Origin of the sequence: Ralstonia pickettii, assembly GCF_030582395.1 — a bacterium.
Lineage (GTDB): Bacteria > Pseudomonadota > Gammaproteobacteria > Burkholderiales > Burkholderiaceae > Ralstonia > Ralstonia pickettii_D.
This window is the reverse complement of record NZ_CP104382.1, coordinates 162,999-185,006: the sequence shown is the minus strand read 5'-3', so window position 1 is coordinate 185,006 and position 22,008 is coordinate 162,999. Positions and strand designations below refer to the sequence as shown.

Sequence of the window (22,008 nt, the reverse complement as noted above, 5' to 3'; positions counted from 1 at the left end):
AAAAAATCAGCCAATCAGGCTGGCTTGACCAGCAGCATCATCAGCGCGGTACCCAGCAGCACGGTGCAAAACGCCAGCCGCAGACGCCGCGCTGAAAAGCGATACGCCAACGCGACACCCCACGACACGCTCGCTATACCACCGGCTGCCAGCGGGATGCCCGTTCCCCAATCCACATGGCCGGCATGCGCATACGTGGCAAGTGCGATCAACGAGCCCGGCACCACCAGCGCGAGCGCCATGCCCTGGGCACGCGTCTGCGGCATTCCGAAGAACGTCACCAGCGCCGGCACCACCACCAGCCCACCGCCCACCGTGAAGATGCCCGACATCGCTCCGCTGGCGACGCCCATCAATGGCAGGGCAGCGGCCGGCATGGCACGTGGAGCAGCGTGCGCCGTATCACCGGCATGCGGCTTCGCTTTGAGCTGCGAGGCAAAGTACAGCGCCAGCACGATCAGAAATACCGCAAACGCCGTATGCAGCAGATGGGCATCGAGGCCCGCTGCAAAACGTGCGGCAACGTAGGTCGCCGCCATCGAGAACACGCAGATCAGCGCAACGGAGCGCAGATGCACCGGATGCCGCTGGTGATAGCGCCAGAAGCCGATCAGCACATTGGGCGCAATCATCACCAGCGCAGTGCCCTGAGCCAGGTGCTGGTCCATTCCATACAGATAGCCGAGCACAGGAATGGCGATCAGCCCGCCGCCAATGCCGAGCAAACCGCCTGCAACGCCAAGGCCCATGCCGAGCAGCACATTGGCCAGAGCCGTGAGAACCGCGTGAGACGCCATGCCGACAAGAAAGGGGGGACGAGAAACAAACGCGGCGGCGCGCTGTATCCGCTACAGCGCGCCGCCGGAAGTGAAGCTCGAATTGTAGCGCCCGTCGTCACGCAGGGGTCTACGCAAGATGCGCAGCGAAGCCTGATTTCCCGGGTGCGATTCCATCCCGCAACGTGAGCGCCGGAATCTCGCAATCACCCGCATTCTGCCGGCGGAAGGGGATCGGCGCAGTGGTGAACAAGGCGTCCAGTCGCTCGGCCAGCGCCCGCGTGATCCGCGCAAAGCGTGCCTCGTCCATGCGTCCGGTGCGGTAGCTCACGAACGGCGGCACCACATCGAAAGCGGGGAAATACGGAAGCCGTGCAGGATCGGGAACAAGATGTCGTCGATCGGGCCATTGATGCCGCGCGGTCTGTAGTGCGACTCCCAACCGCCCGTGGTAACGATCAGCATGGCGCGTTTGCCGGCGAGCGAGGCGATGGTGGATAGCCGTGGCAATGCGCAACGTGGGCTGCCGACAACGCTTCGCATGGCTGCCAGGTCCTTTTGCGCAATCTCCGTTTGCCGGGCCGGCGCAGCCCCGGTAGAGTCTCTTTCCAATGGGTTCTCACCCAGAGGTCTGGGCAAAACCGGAGTGATCCGGCGACGCAAAGCTATAGGGACTTCGCTGAACGAAGTCAGCCAGTTGCCCGCCAACCCGCACCGGGAGCGGGCCTGATGACACACGCACAGAATGGCGTGGTCGAGGGCACATCATGAAATCGATACAAACGCGAGGGCGTTCGCCCGCATCCGCCACCGTGGCCGTGGCATCGCAAACGGGCAGCGCAAAGCGCACGCTCGCTCGCGCCGCCTATGCAGCATTCGCTCTGGTGTCCGGCGCGCTGATGGGCGCATCGCATGCGCGCGCTGAAGGGCTGCTGGTGCCGTCCTACATTTATCCGTCGGGCAGCGGGGCCACGCAATGGACTGCACTGGCCACCGCAGCAGCCTCGGTACCGACCACGGTCATCCTCAACCCGGACAGCGGTCCTGGCACCACGCAGGATGCCAACTATGTGGCCGCCGTCGCCAAAGTGCGTGCCGCAGGCGGCAAGGTGATCGGGTACGTCTCCAGCTCGTACGCAAACCGGCCGTTGTCGGCCGTGGTGCAGGACATCAACACCTATCAGGCGCTGTACCAGGTCGACGGCTTCTTCATCGACGAGATGACGGCCGACAGCACAACCGCGCACGTCCAGTTCTACCAGTCGGTCTACAACTACATCAAAGGGTTGTCGCCCAACTACACAGTCACGGGCAACCCCGGCACCAATGTGCCGGAGATCTATGCCAGCCTGCCGGTGGCAGATCAGCTCGTCGTTTTCGAAGACAGCGCCCGGCACTACGCCAGCTATGCACCGCTGGCGTGGCAGGCGGGCTATCCGACGGCCCGGTTTGCGCACATCGTCTACGCGGCGTCGGCCGCGCAGATGCAAACGTTCGTTCGCAACGCGTCAGGCAAGGGCGCTGCCGCCGTCTTCATCACGAACAAGACGCTGCCGAACCCGTATGGCGCGCTGCCGACCTACTGGAGCCAGGAGGTGTCGGCCACGGCCGTCGCCCCGTGATGGCGCTGGTATGAGTTACGCGATATGTGCGGGCTGAGGCTCCGCACATGCTTTATATTCGGGCCACACCGCATCCCCCTTCGCCGCATGCCGGCGTTGATGCAACAACAAGGAGAACCCCGTGGCCCTTTCTTCCAACAAGCTGCCCCCTTGGACAATCGCCGCGCCGCTGCTGGCCTGGGTGGTGCTGGTGGGCGGCTCGTTCATGACGCCCCCGGGCTGGCTGATCGCGCTGATGGCGCTTGCGCTGGCCGGTGCCGTCTTCGCCGCCGTCCACCATGCCGAAGTCGTCGCGCACAAGGTGGGCGAGCCCTTCGGCACGCTCGTCCTGGCAATCGCCGTGACGGTGATCGAAGTCGCGCTGATCGTGTCGGTGATGCTCTCTTCCGGGCCAGAGAAAGCGGGATTGGCACGCGACACGGTGTTTGCCGCCGTCATGCTCATCTGCAACGGGATCGTAGGCGTATGCCTGTTCGTGGGCGGCCTGCGTCACCGTGAGCAAGCCTTCCAGGCGCCGGGCGCCACCGCGGCGCTGGCCGTGCTGGCTGCGCTCGTCACACTGACCATGGTGCTGCCCAATTACACGAGTTCAACGCCGGGGCCGGTCATGACGTCGTCGCAGCTGGCATTTGCCGGGGTGACATCGCTGGTGCTGTACGGCTGCTTCGTCATCGTGCAGACCATCCGCCACCGCGATTACTTCCTCGTCGACAGCGCCAACGAAGACACGCACGCCCCACCGCCGCCCGCACGCGTGGCGGCGCTCAGCGGGGTATTGCTGATGGTGTCGCTGGTGGCTGTCGTCGGTCTGGCGAAGGTGCTGTCGCCATCGGTGGAAGCGGCCATCCTGAATGCAGGCGCGCCGCCGGCCACCGTCGGCATTGTCATCGCCGCGCTGGTGCTGTTGCCCGAATGCCTGGCCGCCCTGCGCGCCGCCAATGCAGACCGCATCCAGACAAGCCTGAACCTCGCGCTGGGCTCGGCGCTGGCGAGTATCGGCCTGACCATACCGACCGTGGCCGCCGTGTTCATCTGGATCGGCCGACCGCTCGAACTGGGTCTGGGCCCGAAGGAAATGGTGCTGCTGTTCCTGACGCTGATCGTGTCGTCGCTCACGCTGGGCAAGGGCCGCACAACCATCCTGCAAGGCGTCGTGCATCTGGCAATCTTTGCGGCGTACCTGTTTCTCTCGATCGTGCCCTGAGCGGCACGCACAGCAGGTTGATGTTGGGGGCGCCGCAAGGCGCCCTTCGTTTTTCGTGCGCCATGCGCGACGTTACTGCACAGGCTCCATGCCCTGCAGCAACGTGGGAATCAGTTCCGACACCGTGGGGTGAATGTGCATGGCGCGGCTGATAGTGGTGTACGGCGCCTTGGCATACATCACGTCGAGGAGCGAATGCACCGCCTCATCGCCGCCCACACCGAGAATCGACGCGCCCAGGATTTCGTGCGTCTGCGCGTCGACCACCACGCGCATGAAGCCCTGGCTCTCGCCCTTCTCTACCGCGCGGCCGACACGCGTCATCGGGCGGTTGCCGACCAGCAGCGTGTGCCCCGATTGCTTCGCTTCCGACAGCGACATGCCGACACGCGCAAGTGGCGGGTCGATGTACATGGCGTACGCCTGGATGCGGTCCGACACCGTGCGCGCGTCGTCGTCGAGCAGATTGGCCGCCACGATTTCGTAGTCGTTGTAAGCCGTGTGCGTGAAGGCGCCCCGGCCGTTGCAATCGCCCAGGGCCCAGATGCCGGGAACATTGGTGCGCAACTGTTCGTCCACGCGGATATTGCCGCGCTTGTCCATTTCCACCCCGGCCTTGTCGAGGCCGAGATCGTCGGTATTGGGCACGCGCCCGACGGCCAGCAGCAGATGCGAGCCGGATACCTCGCGCGCGCCGCTGCCGCACTCCAGGCCGACCACGACACCGGCGCCGTCACGCCGCACGCTCAGGCAGTCAGCATTGAGCTGCACGTCGATGCCCTCGGCTTCCAAAATCTCGCGCACCGCCTGCGATACGTCTTCGTCTTCGCGCGCGATCAGGCGCGGCCCTTTCTCGACGATTGTCACGCGCGATCCAAAGCGGCGAAACATCTGGCCGAACTCCAGCCCGACGTAGCTCCCGCCAATCACAACAAGGTGCTCGGGCAGGAAATCCACGTCCATCATGGTGGAGTTGGTCAGAAACGGCACCTGATCGAGCCCGGGCATGGGCGGCACCAACGCCCGGCCGCCGACGTTGATGAAGATGCGCTCGGCTTCGAGCAGTTCGTCGCCGACGCGCACCGTACGCGCACTCTCGAAGCGGGCGTGGCCCTGGAAAACCGTGCCGTGCTCCAGGCCGCGTACCCATTGCTCGACGCCGTGGCTGGAGCGGCCGGAAATGTCATCCTTGCGGGCCTTTACGCGTTGCATGTCGACAGAGACGCCGCCATTGATCACCACACCGTATTCAGCCGCACGCTGCACCATGCGCGCCGCATAGGCGCTGGCCACCATCGCCTTCGTGGGAATACAGCCGGTGTTGACGCACGTACCGCCAAAGCGGCCGCGCTCGATGATGGCCACCTTCATGCCAGCGCCGGACAAGCGCGCAGCCAGCGGCGGCCCGGCCTGCCCAGTGCCGATGATGATGGCGTCGAAACGTTGGGTCATGGCGCTCTCCTCCGGGTGGTTGCCGACGGCAGCCGTCTCGTTATGGTAGGCGGCACACGTGGCAACGGCGAGTCTTGGTGACTGTTTTGGCCGACGCACCGCGCGACGGACACGGACAGCGCCGTCGCCGGAAAGAAAGCAGGAAGGCGGCAGGTGCGCTCAGTATCGAGCGCACCGGCGCATCAGATCAGTGGTGGTGGTGATGTTTGCCGTGGCGACGGTAGCCGCGGTCGTCGCGGTCGGAGTAGGAATTGCGCTGCACGTTGCCGCCCAGCGCTGCGCCCGCACCGCCGCCCAGGCCGGCGCCCACGATGCCGCCCGCGTGGCCGCCCATCGCATTGCCTGCAGCCGCGCCCACACCGCCGCCCAATGCACCTCCCACGATGGCGCCCTTGCGCTCGCGGCCGTTGGCCGTCAAGGCGCCGCCCGCGCCGCCGCCGATCGCCCCGCCGATCACGGAGCCGGCCTGCCCGCCGAGCGCGCCGCCAACGGCCGCTCCGCCCGCCCCACCCAGCGCGCCACCCAGCGCATTGCGCAGGTCATCCGCCGCTGCGGGCAGGGCCGTCAGGCCGGCGAGCGTTGCCACAATCAGGGCCGGTGCAATTTTCTTAAACATGGTGTTCCCCTTATGCGCAAATGCAGGATGCGGCACTCGACTCGACAAATGAGGGGGCCGATCCGGGCTCGATGACTTCGGGGCGGAGAATACAAGTCGCGCAGCGGGGCGGGTTAAACACATTCGTCAATCTCGTAACAGAATGTTGCTAGTTCGAGCGCGCCTGTAAGCCGTTGATAAGCCAGACAAACATCAGAACCGGAGACCGCATGCCCAGCTACATCGCCTTCCTGCGAGCAGTCAACGTCGGCGGCACTGGCAAACTGCCCATGGCCGAGCTGCGTGCGATGTGTGAATCGATCGGGCTGACCGGGGTACGCACCTACATTGCGAGCGGCAACGTGGTTTTTCAAAGCCGGCTCGCGGAAGCGACCATCAAGGCGAAGCTCGAACGCTGCCTGGAGGACTACGCCGGCAAACCCGTGGGCGTGCTCGTGCGCACGGGCGCGGAGCTGGCAGCGGTGCTGGAAGGCAATCCGTTCAAGACTGCGGCGCCCAATCGGACAGTCGCGATCTTTCTGGATACCCCACCGCCCCCCGATGCATTGGCCGCCGCCACCGGCCTTCGGACGGAAGAGATGGCACTGGGCACGCGCGAAATCTACGTGCACTACGGCGACGGCATGGCCGATTCCAAACTCAAGATCCCCGCCGCCAAGACGGGGACGGCCCGCAACATGAACACCATCGCCAAGCTGGTCGACTGGGCTACCGAATAGCGCCGGTCATTGCGCTGCCGCCTTGCGCTTGGTCATATGGTGCAAGTACGCCAGCAGATCGTTGAGCTCCGTATCGGACAGCGTCTTCTCGTCGATGCCGGCCATGCGTGCGTTGGGCCACCAGCGCAGCGATTGCGGATCGCGGATAAGGTGGCGCAGTTTCTCATCGCCGAGGTATTCCACCGGGCTGTACGGCACGTTCAGATCGGGGCCCAGGTTGGCATCGCCCGCCCGATTGAGCGTATGGCACGAAAAGCAGACGCGCTGGAACGTGGCGAAGCCACGCATGACAGGCCCATCTGCGGGCAGCCCTGCTGCGGGCCGGATAGCCGCGAAGCGCTCGCCCGGCAGCGCGGCCACGTCGATGCGCACGATGCTGTAAGTCCACAGGCTTTCGTTCACGACCGACGCCTTGGCCGGCGGCGCCGTCCAGATCAGCCGGAACGGGCCGATGTCCTGGCCCTTGAGCGTCGGCCACGGCGCGGCGGGGTCTTCCACGGCCAGCCACGCGCGCGGTCCGTCGGCGCGATCGCCCAGCAACAGGCGCATTGGCAGGTGCGAAACGTAGCCGTCGCTGGCGGCGGTGGTGGCGCTGGCGTCGGGGCTGACCGTCTGCCCTTGGAACAGCGCCGTCACCGGGATCGCCTTGAAGGTGAGGCGGCGCTTCAGATTTTGGTCTTCCACCGTCACGCTGGTCAGGCGTGGATCGTGCAGTAAGGCGTCGCGCGACAACGTGCGGTGGTCCGTACCGATGTTGACGGTCAGCGTCGCGCCATCATCCGGGGCATCCGCCGCATGGGCGGCGCTACCGAACGCTGCGCATGCGCAGAGCGCCCATCCGGCCATCGTTGCAAGCCAGTTCTTCATGAGGTCTCCTATGGACAAATTTGGGCCATTTCGTTGCGACGAGAGTGTAGGCAAGCGCACGCGCTTTGGCACGGTTTTCGTTATCGATACCTCTGTGCTTCCACGCGCTGCCTGACGGTCTGCAACGCGGCATCGAGCCGGTCGAGCGCGACGGAACCAAGCGCCAGCCGCAGCGCATGCGGTACCTGCTTGGACGTCGCAAACGGCTCTGCGGTCGACACGGAGATGCCGTCCTCCTGCAGCGCCACGACCACGCGATCGGCACGCACTTCCTGCGGCAGCGCCAGCCAGGCAAAGTACGACGCCGGATGGGTGACCAGCGTCAGCCCGGCCAGCGCCGTACGGGCAATCGCCTGGCGCGCTGCAGCATCGCGCCGCTTCTCGGCTTCCAGGCGGCCGACCGTGCCGTCGTCCAGCCATTCGCAGGCGAGACGGGTGACGACGGCCGGGGTGTTCCACGTCGTGGCGCGGATGGCGCGTTCCAGTTGCGGCACCCACGCAGCCGGCGCGGCAACGAAGCCGAAACGCAAGCCGGTGGCCACGCTTTTCGACAGGCCCGAAACGTAGACGGTCGATTCCGGCGCCAGCGCCGCCAGCGGCGCGGGCGGACTGTCGTCCAGAAAGGCGTAGGCCGCGTCTTCCATGGCAACCAGGCCGTGGCGACGCACGATGGTCGCCAGTTGGCGGCGCCACCCAATGCCGCTCACCCAGCCAAGCGGGTTGTGCAGTGTCGGCATGACGTAGACGGCGCGCACACGGCGGCGCGCGCAGAGCCGTTCCAGCGCCTCCAGGTCGAACCCTTGCCCGGCGGCCGGCAACGGCGCCAGTTCCAAATGCAGCATCTCGGCGACGACCTTGAAACCGGGATACGTCAGCGCGTCCACCGCCACCACATCGCCGGGCTTGAGGAGCGCCATGGCTGTCACGGCCAGACCGTGCTGTGCGCCATCGACCAGCAGCACGTTGTCCGGCGCGACGGGCACGCCGCGCTGTGCCAGGTGACGCGCCACGCAAGCGCGTTCATGCGCACGGCCACCATGGGGGGCGTAGCGCAACAGCGCATCCAGATCGCCTCCGGCGGCCAGCTTGCGCAATGCGCGGCTCAGCAACCGGGCTTGTCCGGGCAGCGACGGGTAGTTGAAGTTCAGATCCACCACGCCGTCGGCCACGGCCTGCTGATCAATACCGAGGCCGCGCGGCAGCGTGCTTTCGCGCACGAAGGTGCCGCGCCCCACTTCGCCGCTCACCAGGCCCATCGCCTCAAGCTCGGCATACACGCGCGTAGCCGTGACCAGCGCAACGCCGTGGCGCTGCGCCAGTTGCCGGTGCGTGGGCAGGCGGGTGCCGGGCGGCAGACGGCCGGCGCGGATCTGCGCGACCAGTTCGTCAACAAGCGGCTGGTAGCGGGCTTGGGTCATTTCTGAGTGTACTAAGGACAATTTTTTGATTGTATTGCCCCCTGCCCCTAGCATGCGATCTATCCCAACGCGACAGCACACCCGCCATGCACATCGCCATCCTCACTTTCGACGGGTTCAACGAACTGGATTCGCTCATCGCCTTCGGCGTGCTTCACCGCATCAAGAAACCAGATTGGCGCGTGAGCCTGTGTTGCCCACGCACCGAGATCACATCGATGAACGGCGTGACGATGCATGCGCAATCGCTTCTGGAAGACGCGCGCACCGCAGATGCCGTGCTCGTCGGCAGCGGCATCCGCACACGCGATGTGGTGGCCGACCCGGCGTTGATGGCGCGACTGGCGCTCGACCCATCACGTCAGTTGATCGGCGCGCAGTGCTCCGGCACGTTGGTGTTGGCCAAGCTGGGGCTGCTCGGCAACGTGCCGGCCTGCACGGACCTGACCACCAAACCCTGGGTGCAGGAGGCCGGCGTGGAAGTGCTGAACCAGCCGTTCTACGCCAACGGCAATATTGCGACGGCGGGCGGGTGCTTTGCTTCGCCGTACCTGGCGGCGTGGGTCATTGCGCGCACAGAAGGCATTGAAGCCGCCGCACAAGCGCTGCACTACGTTGCCCCCGTCGGCGAGAAAGAAGCCTACGTGGAAAACGCCCTGCGCAACCTGCGGCCTCACCTGCCCGGCTGATCGCGGTGGCGCGGGCAGGCAGATAGACTGGTCGGCCCTTCACGCATCGCAGACACGCGATCAGGAGTCACTTCTTGAACACGCTGACGACACTGAAGACGCTGGCCGTTCCTGTCACCCTTGCCGTTGCGCTGGTGGTCCACAGCGCCGGCGCGTGTGCGGCCGAAAGCCTCGGCAACGGCATCAAGCGCCGTGCGCCGCAGGGCATTTCCACCAAACTGTATGCGTGCGTCGACAAGGCGCCGGACAACGCCGACGCGATCGGCGCATGCCTTTCTGCGGAAAAGGCCGCGCAGGATGAGCGCCTGGACCATGCGTACAAGACGCTACTCGGGTCATTGAACGGCAACGCGAGAGACGCCCTGGTCAGTTCGGAGCAGGCGTGGCAGGACTTTCACGCCAGGACGGCGGCTCTTGAGGCTGCCATCTACGGCAAGAGCAAGCTCGACGACCTGCAGCGCCTGGAGAACGAAATCTTCCGCCTGAGCGAGCGCGCCAACGCGCTCGACAAATACCTGGCCGCGAAGGGTCAGTAAGCGGTTCAGGCGTCGGGCGCCGCCGACAACCACTGGCGCAGGATCGCCACGCTGTAGCGTGAATCGACCTGCGCGATGAACTGGGCGAAGTCCACGCTGGCCGCGTCATCGGCGCGGTCGGAAATCGTGCGGATCGCGGCAAACGGCACGCTCCACTCGTGGCACACCTGCGCCACCGCGGCGCCTTCCATCTCAACGGCCAAGGCATCCGGCAACGCCGTACGCAGCACCGCGCTTTCTGCCGAAGTGCAGACAAAGCGGTCTCCGCTGACGATCAGGCCGCGATGCACCTGCGGCGCCGCAATCCCGAAGGCCCGCATGACATCCGGGCCGAGCAGCGCATGCGGGTCGGCCAACACGGCGCCGGCGCTTTCCAGCAATCCGTTGGCGAGCGACGTGTCAGCGGGGAAGCGCGCCATGCCGGTCAGCGGAATCTCCCAGCGCGGGAATAGCGGCGACGCGTCGACATCGTGCTGCAGCAGTTCTTCCGACACCACGACGTCGCCCACGGCCACGCCCGGAGCCAATGCGCCCGCCACGCCAGCGAACACCACGGCGCGTACGTTGAACTGCGTGATCAACACCGCAGTGGTGGACGCCGCCGCCACCTTCCCGACGCGCGACAGCACCACAACGACCGCTTGGCCGTCCAACTCGCCCGTCCAGAAATCCCGGCTGCCGATGTGGATGCACTGCGCGCCGGACAGACACGGCAGCAGTTCGTTGATCTCTTCATGCAAGGCAGCAACGATGCCGATCGGGCCAAGGACGTTGGGCTGGGAAGACGGAGTGTTCATGCGGAATACGGCGCCGGCTTGGGGCGTGGATACGTCGAAAGACGCCATTGTCGCCGCAATCCGGCTCCGCCTTGCTCGCGCTCAGAGGCGCTGCGCCGCCCGCTGCACGGCGTCATGGCGATCGGCGCGCAAACGATCCAGCCGCGACGTCACTGCTGCAAGAATCTCCGGTGCCGCACGCTCTGGGCGGCCGCAATCGAACGGCGGTGCGGGCGCGTATTCGATACCGAGCTGCACGGCCTGCGCATGCTCGGCACCGGCGATGTCGGCCATGACCGTCAGCGCCATATCGATGCCGGCGGTTACGCCGCCGCCGGTAATGAGGTTGCCGTCACGGACTACGCGCGCTTCATCGACGGTGGCGCCGAACGCGGGCAGCAGGTTGCGCCATGCCCAGTGGCAGGCCGCGCGCTTGCCCTGCAGCAACCCCGCCGCGCCCAGCACGAGCGAGCCGCTGCAGACGGAGGTCACATAGCGTGCGCCGTCGGCCAGGCGCCGCACCTGACGCACGAACTCTGCGTCTTCCATGGCTTCGATCACGCCGAAACCGCCAGGCACGCAGATCAAGTCGGCGTGCGGAATATCGGCCAGCCGCTGCACGTTCGAGATGGTGAGACCACCGTCGGCATGGATCTCGCCACCGGCCGCGGAAGCCACCACGCATTGCGCGCCGGGCAGCCGCCAGAACACCTCATGCGGACCGGTGAAGTCGAGCTGGGTGACACGGTTGTACAGCGCAAAGACAACGATAAATGGGGAAGTCGTCATGGTTCGGCTCTCCTGAAAGTGATGTGATGGCGGGTTGACGCTTTACAGGATCGCGCTCTATCGTGTTGGCAGCAATGACCAGTCTCCCACTTTTTCTGCCATGGCCCACCGCATCGCTGTGCTCATCTTTCCGGACTTCCAGTTGCTCGACGCCGCGGGGCCTGTGGCGGCGTTTGAAGTTGCCAGCCGGTATCGGGACGACCACTACGCGCTGCGCACGATTGCCGCGCAGGCCGGCCTCGTACGCAGTTCTTCCGGGGCGCGCTGGGATGCCGACGCCCTGCCCCCGGCCAGCCAGGTCGACACGCTGCTCATTGCGGGCGGCGACGGCGTGGATGCGGCCATGGCGGATGCACGCACGCGCCGCTTCGTGCAACGCTGCGCAGCCCGCGGCGCGCGCGTTGCCAGCGTGTGTTCGGGCAGCCTGTTGCTGGCCGCCACGGGCTTGCTGAACGGCCGGCGCGCCACCACCCACTGGAGCCGCAGCGAGCAGTTCGCGCGCGCGTTCCCGCAGGTGCAGCTCGAACCGGACCACATCTACGTGAACGACGGCCCAATCTGGACCAGCGCCGGCATCAGCGCCGGCATCGATCTGGCGCTCGCGCTCATCGCCGAAGACCTGGGCGAGCGCCTGGCACGCGCGGTGGCGCGGCAGTTGGTCGTGTATTACCGCCGGCCCGGCGGGCAGTCGCAGTTTTCGGCGCTGAATGAGATGGATTCGGCACGCGGCCGCTTCAAGCCGCTGCTCGACCACGTGCGCCGCAACCTGGGCGCACCGCACCGTGTAGGCGATCTGGCCGAGCACGCCTGCATGAGCCCGCGCCATTTCGCCCGGGCGTTCCAGGTCGAAACCGGTCTCACCCCTGCAAAAGCCGTGGAAAAATTGCGCGTTGAGGCGGCCCGCGCCGCGCTGGAAAGCGGAGCTGCCTCCATGCAGCGGGTCGCCGCCGAATGCGGTTTTGGCGATACCGAGCGCATGCGACGGAGTTTCCAGCGCCTGCTTGGCGTCCCCCCTTCTTCGTTGCGCGCACGCTAACCCCACTTAAAGCCGCGTCACTGCGCCAATCACCTCCCTCAGGTCCGAACTTTGCGTCCTAGGCCCGACGCCGCCCGACATCGACAAGAAAGGGCGGGAGCCAGGTCACAAGCAACGCAAGGAGCGAAGGAGGAGATGCAAATGGACACTCGGGAAATGCTGGCCATCGTGGGGGTCACGCTGGCCGTGATCACGGCGTATTCGCTTGCCCGCGATCTGACCGACGAGCCGTTGGGCCTGCGGGCACCGCACAGCGGCCGGATGCATGTGCAAGCGCAGGTGAGTGCGCCGCATCAGTGACGCGCATGGCGCGCAAAGGCCAGCCCGCTTCCCTGATCGAATGGCCGCCTCGCCTGGTAGAAGACATCGCCCGGCGCCGTGCGGTGCTTTTCTTCGGGTCGGGCATTTCGGCCAATGCCCGCTCGGCCGATGGCTCACGGCATCCGCCCACGTGGGCAGAACTGCTGTGCCTGGCCGCCGATGCCATCGCGCCCGCCGCATCCCAACTGGCAGAAGAAGTTCGCGCCTTTGTCGCACGCGGCGATGTACTGACTGCTGCTGAAATCGTGCGCCGCGTGCTGGGCCAGCGCCGGCTGACCGCGCTGTTACGCCGTGAGCTGGTCACGCCACGCTTTGAAGTGGCACCAATCCACGATGCATTGCTCGCGCTCGATTTCCGCATCACGCTCACACCCAACTTCGACACGCTGTACGAAACGCGCGCCCATGCGCACGGCACAGCGCCGGTCGTGGTGTGCGACTACAGCAACCCCACCGTGGCAGCGCGTGTGCGTGAAGACTGCAACCTCATCATCAAGACACACGGCTCGATGAGCCATCCGGCCACGCTCATCTTCTCGCGCTGCGATTACGTGCAAGCGCGAGCCCGCTTCCGTGCCTTCTACGACCTGGTGGAGGCATTGCTGCGCACGCACACCTTCCTGTTTCTCGGCTGCGGCATCGACGACTCCGACATGCGCGCGCTGCTCGAAGCCTACGGCGCCGAACACCCCGGCGCCGAACGCCATTACTTCGTGACCGCCGCCGACACGTTCTCCGACGTCACTGCCGCCGTGCTGGAAGACGCGCTCAACCTGCATGTGCTGCGCTACCAGGCACAGGCAGCGGACCATTCGGCGCTGCTTGAGGCTGTCCGTGCGCTCGGCACGGCGGTTGAGCGCGAGCGCGGGGCCATGCGCGGCCGTCGCCCACGCGGTGCCGCGCGATGACGATCCGTATCGGCATCTCGGGTTGGCGCTACGAAGGGTGGCGTGGCGTGTTCTATCCGGAAGACCTGGCGCAACGCCGCGAGCTGGAGTTTGCGTCGCGCCAGTTCGACACCATCGAGATCAACGGGTCGCACTACTCGCTGCAGTCGATCAACAGTTGGCAGGCCTGGCATGACACCGTGCCCGATGGTTTCGTTTTTGCCGTCAAGGGGCCGCGGTATCTGACCCACATGCTGCGCTTTCGGGACGAGGCCGCGGTGCCGGCGCTGGCCAACTTCTTCGCTTCTGGGGTGCTGGCGCTGCGGCGCAAGCTCGGACCGTTTCTGTGGCAATTTCCGCCCAACTACCGGTTCGATGCCGAGCGCTTCGAGCGCTTTCTTTCGCTGTTGCCCCCCGACACGTCTGCTGCGCGTGCGTTGGCGCGGCAGCACGACGGGCGCGTCAAGGCCCCGTGGTTCGCCACGCGCGATCAGCGGCCCCTGCGCCATGCGGTGGAAGTGCGCCACGAAAGCTTCTGCACGCCGGAATTTGCGGCGCTCCTGCGTCGGCATCACGCCGCGCTGGTGGTCTCGCATGCGATTGCGGACTGGCCGTACCTTGAAGACGTGACGGCCGATTTCGTCTACCTGCGCCTGCACGGCGCCGATGCGCTCTACAGCGGCGCCTATGCGGATGCGGCGCTCAACCGCTGGGCCGATCGCATCCGCCAATGGGCCGCTGGCCGTGAGCCGCCCGATGCGCAACGCGTTGGCCCGCCCGCCAGACTGCGGCGCGGCGGCCGCGACATCTATTGCTATTTTGATAACGATAAAAAGGTCGAAGCGCCTTCCGATGCGCGGCGATTGCTCGAACGGCTGCAGCGTGCCGAGTAAGACGGCGGCTCAGGGCGAGCGCGCATTGCCTTATTCGCGCGGCGCCAACGCAACCACCTGACCGAGCCTCACCTGCGCCACCAGACCGCCGCCTTCGCGATTGCGCAACGTGAGCCCACCGCCTGCAGCCTCCGCCAACTGCTGTGCGATCGCCAAGCCCAACCCCGTGCCGCCCGTCTCGCGGCTGCGCGAATTCTCCAGCCGTACAAACGGCTGCAACACCGCCTCAAGCTTGTCTTCAGGAATGCCGGGTCCGCGGTCGCGCACCTCGATCACCACGGCGTCGCCGTCGCGACGCACATCCATTTCCGCCGCGCCGCCAAACTTGATGGCGTTGTCGGTCAGGTTGGTCAACACGCGGCGCAACGCGTGGGGGCGCGTGACGATGGCGCCGGTGGCGTGCTGCTCCAGGGTGACGGGCTTGCCCGTGTCCTGGTAGTCGTACACCAGGCTTTCGACAAACGATCCGACATCGATGCGCGAGGGCTTTTCACCATCGCCATGCGCACTGCGCGCATAGGCCAGGCCCTCCCGCACGAGGGTTTCAATCTCAGCCAGATCACTCAGCAGCTTGCGCTTCTCTTCAGAATCTTCGGCCAGTTCGGCGCGCAGCTTCATGCGGGTGATGGGCGTCAGCAGGTCATGCGAAATGGCGGCCAGAATCTGCACGCGCTCTTCGACAAAGCGGGCAATGCGCTCGCGCATGGCGTTGAAGGCATGTGCGGCGCGCGCCAGTTCGGTCGGACCGGTTTCATCCAGCGGCGGCGTCTGCGCGTTGGGGTTGAGCGCATCGGCGGCGTCGGCCAATGCAACCAGCGGGCGGATCGACAATCGCACCGCAAACCAGCAGCACACGATCAGCAACAGCAATTGCACCACCAGCACATACGGCAGCCACTGCGCAATGGGCGTCATGCGCGGATGCACATCGATGGTGAGCGTGCTGCCGTCGCTGAGCGTGAGGTGTGCCTGCAGCTGCTTGCCGTCGCCGGGTATCGACTCTACCGTCACCGGAAAGCGGCCGCCGCTGGCCTCGCTGATGCGGGCGGCGATGTCCTTGCCGCGCTGGGTCATCTCCGGCACGCCGGGCAAGCCCGGGCCGAGTATGTACTGATAGTTGCCGCGGTTCAGACGCGGCAGCCACTGCGGGCGCTCGTCGGCAGGCAGGCGGTCAAGGATGGCGATGGCCGTGGACACATCGGTTTCCAGCGTGCCGAGCATCACCTCGCGCGCGCTCATGTAGCGCTCGGAAAACAGCACGGCAAACGACAGCGCATACGCCACCACCAAACCCGCCAGCAGGATCACAAAGAGGCGCGAGCCGAGCGTCCGTGGCCATGCCCAGGCGCGCATGCTCATGGTTGCGGTCATTGGCGTGCCTCCTTGATCTCCACCGGCTTGGCAAAGACATAGCCCTCGCTGCGCACGGTCTTGATGTACGCCGGGTCGCGTGCATCGTCATTCAGGCGCTGACGCAGGCGGCTCACCAGCAGGTCGACGGATCGCTCGAACATCTCGGCCTCGCGGCCTTGCGTGAGGTTGAGCAGTTGATCGCGGTTGAACACGCGCATCGGGTGGTCGACAAACACGCGCAGCAGGCGGTATTCCGCGCCGCTCAGCGCAACGATGGTGCCCTCGGCATCGATCAGGTGGCGCGCGGTGGTGTCGAGCTGCCAGTCGCCAAAGGCCAGCATCTGCCCCGCTTCGGAAATCTGCAGGTTGGGCGGCAGCATGCGCGTGCGGCGCAACACGGCCTTGATGCGGGCGAGCAGCTCGCGCGCGGCAAACGGCTTGGCGAGGTAATCGTCAGCGCCCATTTCCAGGCCGATGATGCGATCGGTCTCGTCGTCGCGCGCCGTCAGCATCAACACGGGCGTGGCCTTGTGCTTGCCGGCGCGCAGTTCGCGGCACAGCACCAGGCCGTCGTCGCCGGGCAGCATCAGGTCGAGCACGATGAGGTCGACGCTGTTGGCCTCCAGGAACGCACGCATGTGGCGCCCATCGGGCGAGGCGGTCACACGCAGGCCGTTCTTGGTGAGATAGGTCGAAACAAGTTCGCGGATCTCGCGGTCATCATCGACGATCAGGATGTGGTCGACGTGGGCGTCCATGGGGGTGACCTCGGCACGATGGAAGGTGGAAGGAAGGCGCCATTTTGCGCCTGTCCGTGTGACGTCGCGAGCCCGTGTTGTATCGCAATGCATCTGACGGATGCGTTTGTACAGTTCGATACAAAGTCGCCCCTGCCGCGATACATGCCAGCTACGCGCGCGGCGTCTGATGGAGGCCATCCCGATCCCCTGTGGAGAAATGTCGACCATGAGCCTGCTGATACTCGCCTACGTGGGCGGCGCTCTGACCATCCTCAGTCCGTGCATCCTGCCCGTTCTGCCGTTCGTGCTGAGCCGAACCAATCAGCCTTTTGTGCGCGGCAAGTTGCCGATGCTCGCCGGCATGGCGCTCACCTTTGCCGGCTTTGCCACGCTGCTCTCGGCCGGCGGCGCGTGGGCGGTGCGGGCCAACGAGGTCGGCCGGTTTGCTGCACTCGCGCTGCTGGCGGTGTTCGGGCTGTCGCTGCTGTGGCCCAGGCTGGCCGATCTGATGGCCCGGCCGGCGGTGGCGCTGGGCAACCGGCTCGCGGGGCAAGCGTCAACGGGCGGGGCATCGGCGGAACCTTCGGTGGCAGGTTCACTGCTGCTGGGTGTGGCCACGGGGATGCTGTGGGCGCCGTGCGCGGGCTCGATCCTCGGTTTGGTGCTGACCGGCGTGGCGCTCAATGGCGCGAGCGTGTCCAGTGCGCTGGCGTTGACGGCTTATGCCGCAGGCGCGGCCACATCGCTGGCGGCAGCCTTGGGATTGGGCGGCCGTGTGTTCGCCGCCATGAAGCGCTCCGTAGGTCTGGGCGAATGGGCGCGTCGCATCATGGGCGCAAGCGTGCTGGGTGGCGTGGCGCTCATCGGGCTGGGGGCTGACACGGGCCTGCTGGCGCGCCTGTCTTCGGGCGGCAGCACGCAGCTTGAGCAGGCACTGGTGAACGTGCTGGGCGGGTTGGGCGTGACTCCGCCGGCACCACAGGGCAGCGTCAACTTGGTCTCCGAGACCAATGCTGCGCCTGCGGCGAAACCCAGCGGCTTGCCCGTGGAGGGGCGCCTGGCCTCGTTCGACGGCGCGGTGCAGTGGCTCAACTCCGCGCCCATTTCGGCCGAACAACTGCGCGGGAAGGTCACGCTGGTCTATTTCTGGACCTACTCGTGCATCAACTGCATCCGCACGCTGCCGTATCTGCGCGCCTGGGCCGACAAGTACAAGGACCAGGGCCTGACCGTGGTGGGCGTGCACGCGCCGGAATTCGCCTTTGAGAAGTCCCCCGAAAACGTTGCCCGCGCCGTCAGTGGCTTCCGCGTCGACTTTCCGGTGGCCATCGACAGCAACCACCGCATCTGGAACGCCTTCCACAACAGCTACTGGCCCGCCGCGTACTTTGCCGATGCCCAGGGCAACATCCGTCACCACCAGTTTGGCGAGGGCGATTACGCCACCTCTGAACATGTCATCCAGGCCTTGCTGGCCGAGGCAGGCAACCAGCAGGTAGCGGGCGGCGTGGTCGCACCCGATGCCCCCGGGGCCCAGGCCGCGCCGGACTTGGACAACGTCCGCTCTCCGGAAACCTACGTCGGCTACGCGCAAGCTGACCGCTTCGCATCGCCGGGCGGCGCGCAGATCGGCACGTCGCACGCATACAGCGTCGGCAAGCTCGGCCTGAACGATTGGGGCCTGTCCGGCCAATGGACCATCGACGCCGAACAAGCCACGCTCGACCGCGCCGACGGCAGCATCGTCTACCGATTCCATGCACGTGACCTGCACCTCGTGCTCGGGCCCGCCGCCGATGGCCGCGCCGTGCGCTTCACCGTCACGATCGACGGCAAGGCCCCCGGCGACAGCCACGGCGCCGATACCGATGCCCACGGCAACGGCGCCATCACGCAAACGCGCCTCTACCAGCTCGTGCGCCAGGCCGGCACGGTGGGTGAGCACACGTTCGAAATCCGCTTCCTCGATGCCGGGGCGCATGCCTACGCCTTCACTTTCCGCTGACGGCGCGCCGCCGTTTTGTACGCGTTTGTATCCATCGGCCAGACAGATACGTACCCAGACAAAACGGGCCTTCCGAGCTACTTCAGGGATACGTCGGCCTTCTTAAATACGTCTCGTGGCCCCGGCAACAAGCGCACAGCAAGCCGCTGACGCCGGGACGCAAATCCAACCCGCAGTCTTTCCCTTTCGTCAAAAGGAGATCACCATGACCCGCATCGAAAACGTTCTGTACACCGCCAAGGTCAACGTCACCGGCGGCCGCGACGGCCAGGCCCACAGCGACGACGACCGCCTGAACCTGAAGCTGTCGCCCCCGGGCAGCAGCGGCCACGGCACGAACCCCGAGCAGCTGTTTGCCGCGGGATGGTCTGCGTGCTTTATTGGTGCAATGGGCCGGGCGGCCATCCAGATGAAGATCAAGCTGCCGGCCGATCTGTCCTTGAACACCGAAGTCGACCTGGGCACCACCGATGATGCGTACTTCCTGCAAGCTCGGCTGAACGTGAGCCTGCCCGGCCTGGATCGCGAAGTGGCCCGAGCCGTGGTGGAAGCGGCCCACCAGCTCTGCCCGTATTCGAAGGCCACGCGCGGCAACATCCACGTCGAGCTGAACCTGGTCTGACGCTGCACATGGCCCGCCGCACGCTGCCAGCGACTGCGGGCCATCACCCGCAACTTTTTTCGGATTCCACACCATGCGCACGACCCTCCGCGCCGCACTTGCGGCACTCGCCATCGGCGCCGTCTACTTTGTCGGGACTGGCGCGCCCGCCTTCAGCCAGACCGCCGCGACCGGCGCGGCGGCACCGGAATTTGCAGGCATCAACCAGTGGCTGAACTCCCAGCCGCTGTCCATGAAGGACCTGCGCGGCAAGGTCGTGCTGGTGGATTTCTGGACGTATTCCTGCATCAACTGCCTCAACACGCTGCCCCACGTGAAGCAGTGGTACGACAAATACAAGGATCAGGGCCTGGTCGTGGTGGGCGTGCACACACCGGAATACGCGTTCGAAAAATCAACCGCCAACGTACAGGAAGCGCTCAAGCGCCTGGACGTGCGCTACCCGGTCGCGCAGGACAACAGCTACGCGACGTGGTCGGCCTTCCACAACCAGTTCTGGCCGGCGCTGTACCTGATCGATACCGACGGGCGCATCGTCTATCAGCACTTTGGCGAAGGCCGCTATGCCGAGACGGAAGCCGCCATCCAGAAGCTGCTGGCCAATCAAAAGCCGCAGAAGCCCGCGTGACGGCCCAGCGCGAGACAACCCGCCCCAGCGGTGCTTACGAGCGCCAGCGGGCGGGGCGTTTCTCCAGAAAGGCGTCGATGCCCTCGCCGGCGTCTTCTTCCATCATGTTGCGGGCCATGACGTCGCCCGCGTAGGCATAGGCATCGGCAAGCGGCATCTGCCGTTGCCGGTAGAACATCGCCTTGCCGTAGCGAATGGCGGTGGGGCTCTTCGACACGATGTCCGCCACCTTGCGGGCAATCGCGTCATCCAGGTCCGCCGCCGGCACGGCCTCGTTGATCAGGCCCCAGTCGGCCGCCGTGGCCGCATCGATGAAGCGGCCCGTCACCAACATGTCGAATGCGCGCTTCGGGAGCACGTTGCGCGACAACGCCACCGCCGGGGTTGAACAAAACAGGCCGACGTTGATACCCGACACCGCAAACCGCGCCGCATCCGAAGCAATGGCGAGGTCGCAACTGCCGACCAACTGACAACCCGCTGCGGTCGCCACGCCATGCACGCGCGCAATGACCGGCACCGGCAGCGCCTGGATCGCCTGCATCACCACACTGCACCTCGCGAACAGCGCTTGGTAATACGCAAGCTCGGGCGTGCCGCGCATTTCACGCAAATCGTGGCCGGCACAGAACGCCTTGCCCTCGGCGCCAAGCACCACGCAGCGCACCGTCGCGTCTTGCGCGATGTCGTCCAGCGTGCCCTGCAGCGCGTCGAGCATGGCTTCAGACAACGCGTTGAATTGCAGGGGCCGGTTCAGCCGCAGGGTGGCGACGCCGTCGCGGTCATCGCGTAAGACTGGCGGTTCGACGGCGGCGTGGGTGGTGGGTTGAGGTTGCATGCGCACTCCTTTACAGGGTGGTGCCGTAGGGGCACCAGTCTATTCCCGCACAGCGCGGGCTGCACTCGGGCGTTCCCCGTAACACCCGGCTGGCCGCCAGCGGCGGCAGGCCTGAAGGTTCTACCCCTTTGGCCGCGTTGACATCGGGCAGGCCACTGACTATCACGCGTCTATGACGTCGGTTGCCCCCGGGCAACGCAATCACATCGCAGTCGCACAGCACGTCACACCACAAGTGAACGCGTGACTCCGTCACCGCAAGGGGGCCAACGTGATGTCGGAAACGCTGGACATGCAGCGGGGCTTGTTGCTGAGCCTCTCCCCAGGACGCCGGACGTACTGGATGGCGCAGGCCGTGGCCTTGCTGTCGCTCGTGGTGCTGGTGTCGGCCGTGCCGTTTGCCAAGGTGCAGCTGGCGCAACTTCCGTCGTTCGTGCCGATTTACGAATCGGCCCTCATCCTCAATGACTTGATTACCGCAGCGCTGCTCTTCGGGCAGTTCGCCATCACGCGCTCGCGGGCCATGCTGGCGCTCGCCAGCGGCTACCTGTTCACGGCCACCACGGCGCTGGGGCACCTGCTGTCGTTTCCGGGGCTGTTCGCCCCAGGCGGGCTGCTGGGGGCAGGGCCGCAGAGCACCGCGTGGATCTACATGTTCTGGCACGCGGGCTTTCCGCTGTTTGTCATCGCTTACGCCGTGCTCAAGGGGCGTGAAGAGCGCGAGCCCGATCGCTTCCCGCCCTACACGCTGACACGGCACACGGCCCTTGGCACCGTGGCCGCTGTGCTCGGCGCATCGGCCGCATGCGTGGCGCTGGCCACTGCGGGCGAGCACCTGCTGCCGCCCATCATGGCCGCCCACCGCTACACGCCCACCATGGGGGTCGTCGCCGGCAGCACGTGGTGCATTTGCATGGCCGCGCTGGTCGTGCTGTGGCGCACCCGTCCGCACCTGACGCTCGATGTGTGGCTGATGGTCGTGCTGTGCGTGTGGATCTGCGATGTCGCGCTCAGCACCGTGTTCAACGGTGGGCGGTATGACCTGGGCTTCTATGCCGGCCGCGTGTTCGGGCTGCTTGGCGCGAGCTTTGTGCTGCTGTCGCTATTGATCGAAAACACCGTGCTGCATTCCCGGCTGGCGGCAGCACGGGCAGAACTCAGGCAGCTTGCGGCGGGCAACGTTGGGGATCGGCAAGGCTGACCCCCGGGCCATCCCTCCCC

23 protein-coding genes, 1 pseudogene and 1 riboswitch are annotated in these 22,008 nt (G+C 66.1%); of the genes and pseudogenes, 13 read left to right on the top strand and 11 right to left on the bottom strand.

What is annotated here, in order from left to right; all coding sequences use genetic code 11:
• Positions 1-14: 14 nt before the first annotated feature.
• Positions 15-797, bottom strand: a complete 783-nt coding sequence (locus N5B55_RS17630; RefSeq protein WP_304540729.1) for a sulfite exporter TauE/SafE family protein — start codon at positions 795-797, stop codon at positions 15-17.
• Positions 798-906: 109 nt separating this feature from the next.
• Positions 907-1,262 (bottom strand): annotated as a pseudogene (locus N5B55_RS17625) (NAD(P)H-dependent oxidoreductase); the annotation flags it as partial.
• Positions 1,263-1,400: 138 nt separating this feature from the next.
• A riboswitch (cyclic di-GMP riboswitch) is annotated at positions 1,401-1,481 on the top strand.
• A 62-nt stretch (positions 1,482-1,543) separates the two neighbouring features.
• On the opposite strand from N5B55_RS17625, the gene N5B55_RS17620 reads away from it, so the two are divergent.
• A complete protein-coding gene (locus N5B55_RS17620) occupies positions 1,544-2,398 on the top strand; it encodes a spherulation-specific family 4 protein (protein WP_304540728.1) in 855 nt (284 codons plus the stop codon).
• Between the two features lie 121 nt (positions 2,399-2,519).
• A complete protein-coding gene (locus tag N5B55_RS17615) occupies positions 2,520-3,602 on the top strand; it encodes a calcium:proton antiporter (RefSeq protein WP_304540726.1) in 1,083 nt (360 codons plus the stop codon).
• 72 nt (positions 3,603-3,674) lie between these two features.
• Here N5B55_RS17615 and N5B55_RS17610 read toward each other — a convergent pair whose 3' ends face one another.
• Both N5B55_RS17610 and N5B55_RS17605 read right to left on the bottom strand, forming a co-directional pair.
• Positions 3,675-5,054 (bottom strand): FAD-containing oxidoreductase, encoded by a 1,380-nt coding sequence (locus tag N5B55_RS17610; RefSeq protein WP_304540724.1) that lies wholly within the window; start codon positions 5,052-5,054, stop codon positions 3,675-3,677.
• 187 nt (positions 5,055-5,241) lie between these two features.
• Positions 5,242-5,670 (bottom strand): hypothetical protein, encoded by a 429-nt coding sequence (locus N5B55_RS17605; RefSeq protein ID WP_304540722.1) that lies wholly within the window; start codon positions 5,668-5,670, stop codon positions 5,242-5,244.
• A 209-nt stretch (positions 5,671-5,879) separates the two neighbouring features.
• Here N5B55_RS17605 and N5B55_RS17600 point away from each other — a divergent pair, with 209 nt between their 5' ends.
• Positions 5,880-6,389 carry a DUF1697 domain-containing protein gene (locus N5B55_RS17600; RefSeq protein ID WP_304540720.1) on the top strand — a complete coding sequence of 170 codons (510 nt, stop codon included), beginning with the start codon at positions 5,880-5,882 and terminating at the stop codon, positions 6,387-6,389.
• A gap of 6 nt (positions 6,390-6,395) precedes the next feature.
• On the opposite strand, the gene N5B55_RS17595 is transcribed toward N5B55_RS17600, so the two are convergent.
• On the bottom strand, positions 6,396-7,256 hold the full coding sequence (locus N5B55_RS17595) for a c-type cytochrome (RefSeq protein WP_178961603.1): 861 nt from the start codon (positions 7,254-7,256) through the stop codon (positions 6,396-6,398).
• Positions 7,257-7,336: 80 nt separating this feature from the next.
• Positions 7,337-8,674, bottom strand: a complete 1,338-nt coding sequence (locus N5B55_RS17590) for an aminotransferase-like domain-containing protein (RefSeq protein WP_304540717.1) — start codon at positions 8,672-8,674, stop codon at positions 7,337-7,339.
• An 86-nt stretch (positions 8,675-8,760) separates the two neighbouring features.
• Between N5B55_RS17590 and N5B55_RS17585 the strand changes: the two genes are divergently transcribed.
• Entirely contained in the window at positions 8,761-9,363 is a 603-nt protein-coding gene (locus N5B55_RS17585; RefSeq protein ID WP_304540715.1) for a DJ-1/PfpI family protein, read from the top strand.
• Between the two features lie 74 nt (positions 9,364-9,437).
• Positions 9,438-9,899 carry a lysozyme inhibitor LprI family protein gene (locus N5B55_RS17580; protein WP_304540714.1) on the top strand — a complete coding sequence of 154 codons (462 nt, stop codon included), beginning with the start codon at positions 9,438-9,440 and terminating at the stop codon, positions 9,897-9,899.
• A gap of 5 nt (positions 9,900-9,904) precedes the next feature.
• On the opposite strand, the gene N5B55_RS17575 is transcribed toward N5B55_RS17580, so the two are convergent.
• Both N5B55_RS17575 and N5B55_RS17570 read right to left on the bottom strand, forming a co-directional pair.
• Positions 9,905-10,696: a 5'-methylthioadenosine/adenosylhomocysteine nucleosidase gene (locus tag N5B55_RS17575; protein WP_304540712.1), complete on the bottom strand. Its 792-nt coding sequence runs from the start codon at positions 10,694-10,696 to the stop codon at positions 9,905-9,907.
• Between the two features lie 81 nt (positions 10,697-10,777).
• A complete protein-coding gene (locus N5B55_RS17570) occupies positions 10,778-11,464 on the bottom strand; it encodes a DJ-1/PfpI family protein (RefSeq protein WP_065859570.1) in 687 nt (228 codons plus the stop codon).
• A 100-nt stretch (positions 11,465-11,564) separates the two neighbouring features.
• Here N5B55_RS17570 and N5B55_RS17565 point away from each other — a divergent pair, with 100 nt between their 5' ends.
• The 4 genes from N5B55_RS17565 (at position 11,565) to N5B55_RS17550 (ending at position 14,601) form a co-directional block, all read left to right on the top strand.
• Positions 11,565-12,500, top strand: coding sequence for a GlxA family transcriptional regulator (locus N5B55_RS17565; RefSeq protein WP_065859569.1), 936 nt, complete (start codon positions 11,565-11,567; stop codon positions 12,498-12,500).
• Positions 12,501-12,641: 141 nt separating this feature from the next.
• Positions 12,642-12,800 carry a hypothetical protein gene (locus N5B55_RS17560; RefSeq protein ID WP_173004132.1) on the top strand — a complete coding sequence of 53 codons (159 nt, stop codon included), beginning with the start codon at positions 12,642-12,644 and terminating at the stop codon, positions 12,798-12,800.
• 5 nt (positions 12,801-12,805) lie between these two features.
• Positions 12,806-13,729, top strand: coding sequence for an SIR2 family protein (locus tag N5B55_RS17555; protein ID WP_304540708.1), 924 nt, complete (start codon positions 12,806-12,808; stop codon positions 13,727-13,729).
• Positions 13,726-14,601, top strand: a complete 876-nt coding sequence (locus tag N5B55_RS17550; RefSeq protein ID WP_304540706.1) for a DUF72 domain-containing protein — start codon at positions 13,726-13,728, stop codon at positions 14,599-14,601. The genes N5B55_RS17555 and N5B55_RS17550 overlap by 4 nt, the downstream gene beginning before the upstream one ends.
• A gap of 30 nt (positions 14,602-14,631) precedes the next feature.
• Here the strand turns inward: N5B55_RS17550 and N5B55_RS17545 are convergent, their stop codons facing one another.
• Positions 14,632-15,972: a sensor histidine kinase gene (locus N5B55_RS17545; protein ID WP_369812447.1), complete on the bottom strand. Its 1,341-nt coding sequence runs from the start codon at positions 15,970-15,972 to the stop codon at positions 14,632-14,634.
• Positions 15,969-16,712: a response regulator gene (locus tag N5B55_RS17540; RefSeq protein ID WP_065859566.1), complete on the bottom strand. Its 744-nt coding sequence runs from the start codon at positions 16,710-16,712 to the stop codon at positions 15,969-15,971. Before N5B55_RS17540 ends, N5B55_RS17545 begins: the two co-directional genes overlap by 4 nt.
• Before the next feature lie 208 nt (positions 16,713-16,920).
• Between N5B55_RS17540 and N5B55_RS17535 the strand changes: the two genes are divergently transcribed.
• The 3 genes from N5B55_RS17535 to N5B55_RS17525 all read left to right on the top strand — a co-directional run bounded on the left by N5B55_RS17535 (position 16,921) and on the right by N5B55_RS17525 (position 19,949).
• Positions 16,921-18,699, top strand: a complete 1,779-nt coding sequence (locus tag N5B55_RS17535) for a cytochrome c biogenesis protein DipZ (protein ID WP_304540704.1) — start codon at positions 16,921-16,923, stop codon at positions 18,697-18,699.
• Positions 18,700-18,904: 205 nt separating this feature from the next.
• A complete protein-coding gene (locus N5B55_RS17530) occupies positions 18,905-19,321 on the top strand; it encodes an organic hydroperoxide resistance protein (protein ID WP_304540702.1) in 417 nt (138 codons plus the stop codon).
• Positions 19,322-19,394: 73 nt separating this feature from the next.
• Entirely contained in the window at positions 19,395-19,949 is a 555-nt protein-coding gene (locus N5B55_RS17525; RefSeq protein WP_178961591.1) for a thioredoxin family protein, read from the top strand.
• Between the two features lie 34 nt (positions 19,950-19,983).
• On the opposite strand, the gene N5B55_RS17520 is transcribed toward N5B55_RS17525, so the two are convergent.
• Positions 19,984-20,787 carry an enoyl-CoA hydratase gene (locus tag N5B55_RS17520; RefSeq protein ID WP_304540699.1) on the bottom strand — a complete coding sequence of 268 codons (804 nt, stop codon included), beginning with the start codon at positions 20,785-20,787 and terminating at the stop codon, positions 19,984-19,986.
• Between the two features lie 274 nt (positions 20,788-21,061).
• Between N5B55_RS17520 and N5B55_RS17515 the strand changes: the two genes are divergently transcribed.
• Positions 21,062-21,988, top strand: a complete 927-nt coding sequence (locus N5B55_RS17515) for an MASE4 domain-containing protein (protein ID WP_304540697.1) — start codon at positions 21,062-21,064, stop codon at positions 21,986-21,988.
• Positions 21,989-22,008: the final 20 nt, after the last annotated feature.

What these genes read in the sequence shown, in the direction of transcription:
- N5B55_RS17605 (WP_304540722.1), bottom strand. Translation starts at nt 5,670, where the DNA reads ATGTTTAAGAAAATTGCACCGGCCCTGATTGTGGCAACGCTCGCCGGC.
- N5B55_RS17565 (WP_065859569.1), top strand. Translation starts at nt 11,565, where the DNA reads ATGGCCCACCGCATCGCTGTGCTCATCTTTCCGGACTTCCAGTTGCTC.
- N5B55_RS17600 (WP_304540720.1), top strand. Translation starts at nt 5,880, where the DNA reads ATGCCCAGCTACATCGCCTTCCTGCGAGCAGTCAACGTCGGCGGCACT.
- N5B55_RS17560 (WP_173004132.1), top strand. Translation starts at nt 12,642, where the DNA reads ATGGACACTCGGGAAATGCTGGCCATCGTGGGGGTCACGCTGGCCGTG.
- N5B55_RS17520 (WP_304540699.1), bottom strand. Translation starts at nt 20,787, where the DNA reads ATGCAACCTCAACCCACCACCCACGCCGCCGTCGAACCGCCAGTCTTA.
- N5B55_RS17630 (WP_304540729.1), bottom strand. Translation starts at nt 797, where the DNA reads ATGGCGTCTCACGCGGTTCTCACGGCTCTGGCCAATGTGCTGCTCGGC.
- N5B55_RS17540 (WP_065859566.1), bottom strand. Translation starts at nt 16,712, where the DNA reads ATGGACGCCCACGTCGACCACATCCTGATCGTCGATGATGACCGCGAG.
- N5B55_RS17620 (WP_304540728.1), top strand. Translation starts at nt 1,544, where the DNA reads ATGAAATCGATACAAACGCGAGGGCGTTCGCCCGCATCCGCCACCGTG.
- N5B55_RS17575 (WP_304540712.1), bottom strand. Translation starts at nt 10,696, where the DNA reads ATGAACACTCCGTCTTCCCAGCCCAACGTCCTTGGCCCGATCGGCATC.
- N5B55_RS17590 (WP_304540717.1), bottom strand. Translation starts at nt 8,674, where the DNA reads ATGACCCAAGCCCGCTACCAGCCGCTTGTTGACGAACTGGTCGCGCAG.
- N5B55_RS17610 (WP_304540724.1), bottom strand. Translation starts at nt 5,054, where the DNA reads ATGACCCAACGTTTCGACGCCATCATCATCGGCACTGGGCAGGCCGGG.
- N5B55_RS17545 (WP_369812447.1), bottom strand. Translation starts at nt 15,972, where the DNA reads ATGACCGCAACCATGAGCATGCGCGCCTGGGCATGGCCACGGACGCTC.
- N5B55_RS17585 (WP_304540715.1), top strand. Translation starts at nt 8,761, where the DNA reads ATGCACATCGCCATCCTCACTTTCGACGGGTTCAACGAACTGGATTCG.
- N5B55_RS17595 (WP_178961603.1), bottom strand. Translation starts at nt 7,256, where the DNA reads ATGAAGAACTGGCTTGCAACGATGGCCGGATGGGCGCTCTGCGCATGC.
- N5B55_RS17525 (WP_178961591.1), top strand. Translation starts at nt 19,395, where the DNA reads ATGCGCACGACCCTCCGCGCCGCACTTGCGGCACTCGCCATCGGCGCC.
- N5B55_RS17515 (WP_304540697.1), top strand. Translation starts at nt 21,062, where the DNA reads ATGTCGGAAACGCTGGACATGCAGCGGGGCTTGTTGCTGAGCCTCTCC.
- N5B55_RS17535 (WP_304540704.1), top strand. Translation starts at nt 16,921, where the DNA reads ATGAGCCTGCTGATACTCGCCTACGTGGGCGGCGCTCTGACCATCCTC.
- N5B55_RS17570 (WP_065859570.1), bottom strand. Translation starts at nt 11,464, where the DNA reads ATGACGACTTCCCCATTTATCGTTGTCTTTGCGCTGTACAACCGTGTC.
- N5B55_RS17550 (WP_304540706.1), top strand. Translation starts at nt 13,726, where the DNA reads ATGACGATCCGTATCGGCATCTCGGGTTGGCGCTACGAAGGGTGGCGT.
- N5B55_RS17530 (WP_304540702.1), top strand. Translation starts at nt 18,905, where the DNA reads ATGACCCGCATCGAAAACGTTCTGTACACCGCCAAGGTCAACGTCACC.
- N5B55_RS17555 (WP_304540708.1), top strand. Translation starts at nt 12,806, where the DNA reads ATGGCGCGCAAAGGCCAGCCCGCTTCCCTGATCGAATGGCCGCCTCGC.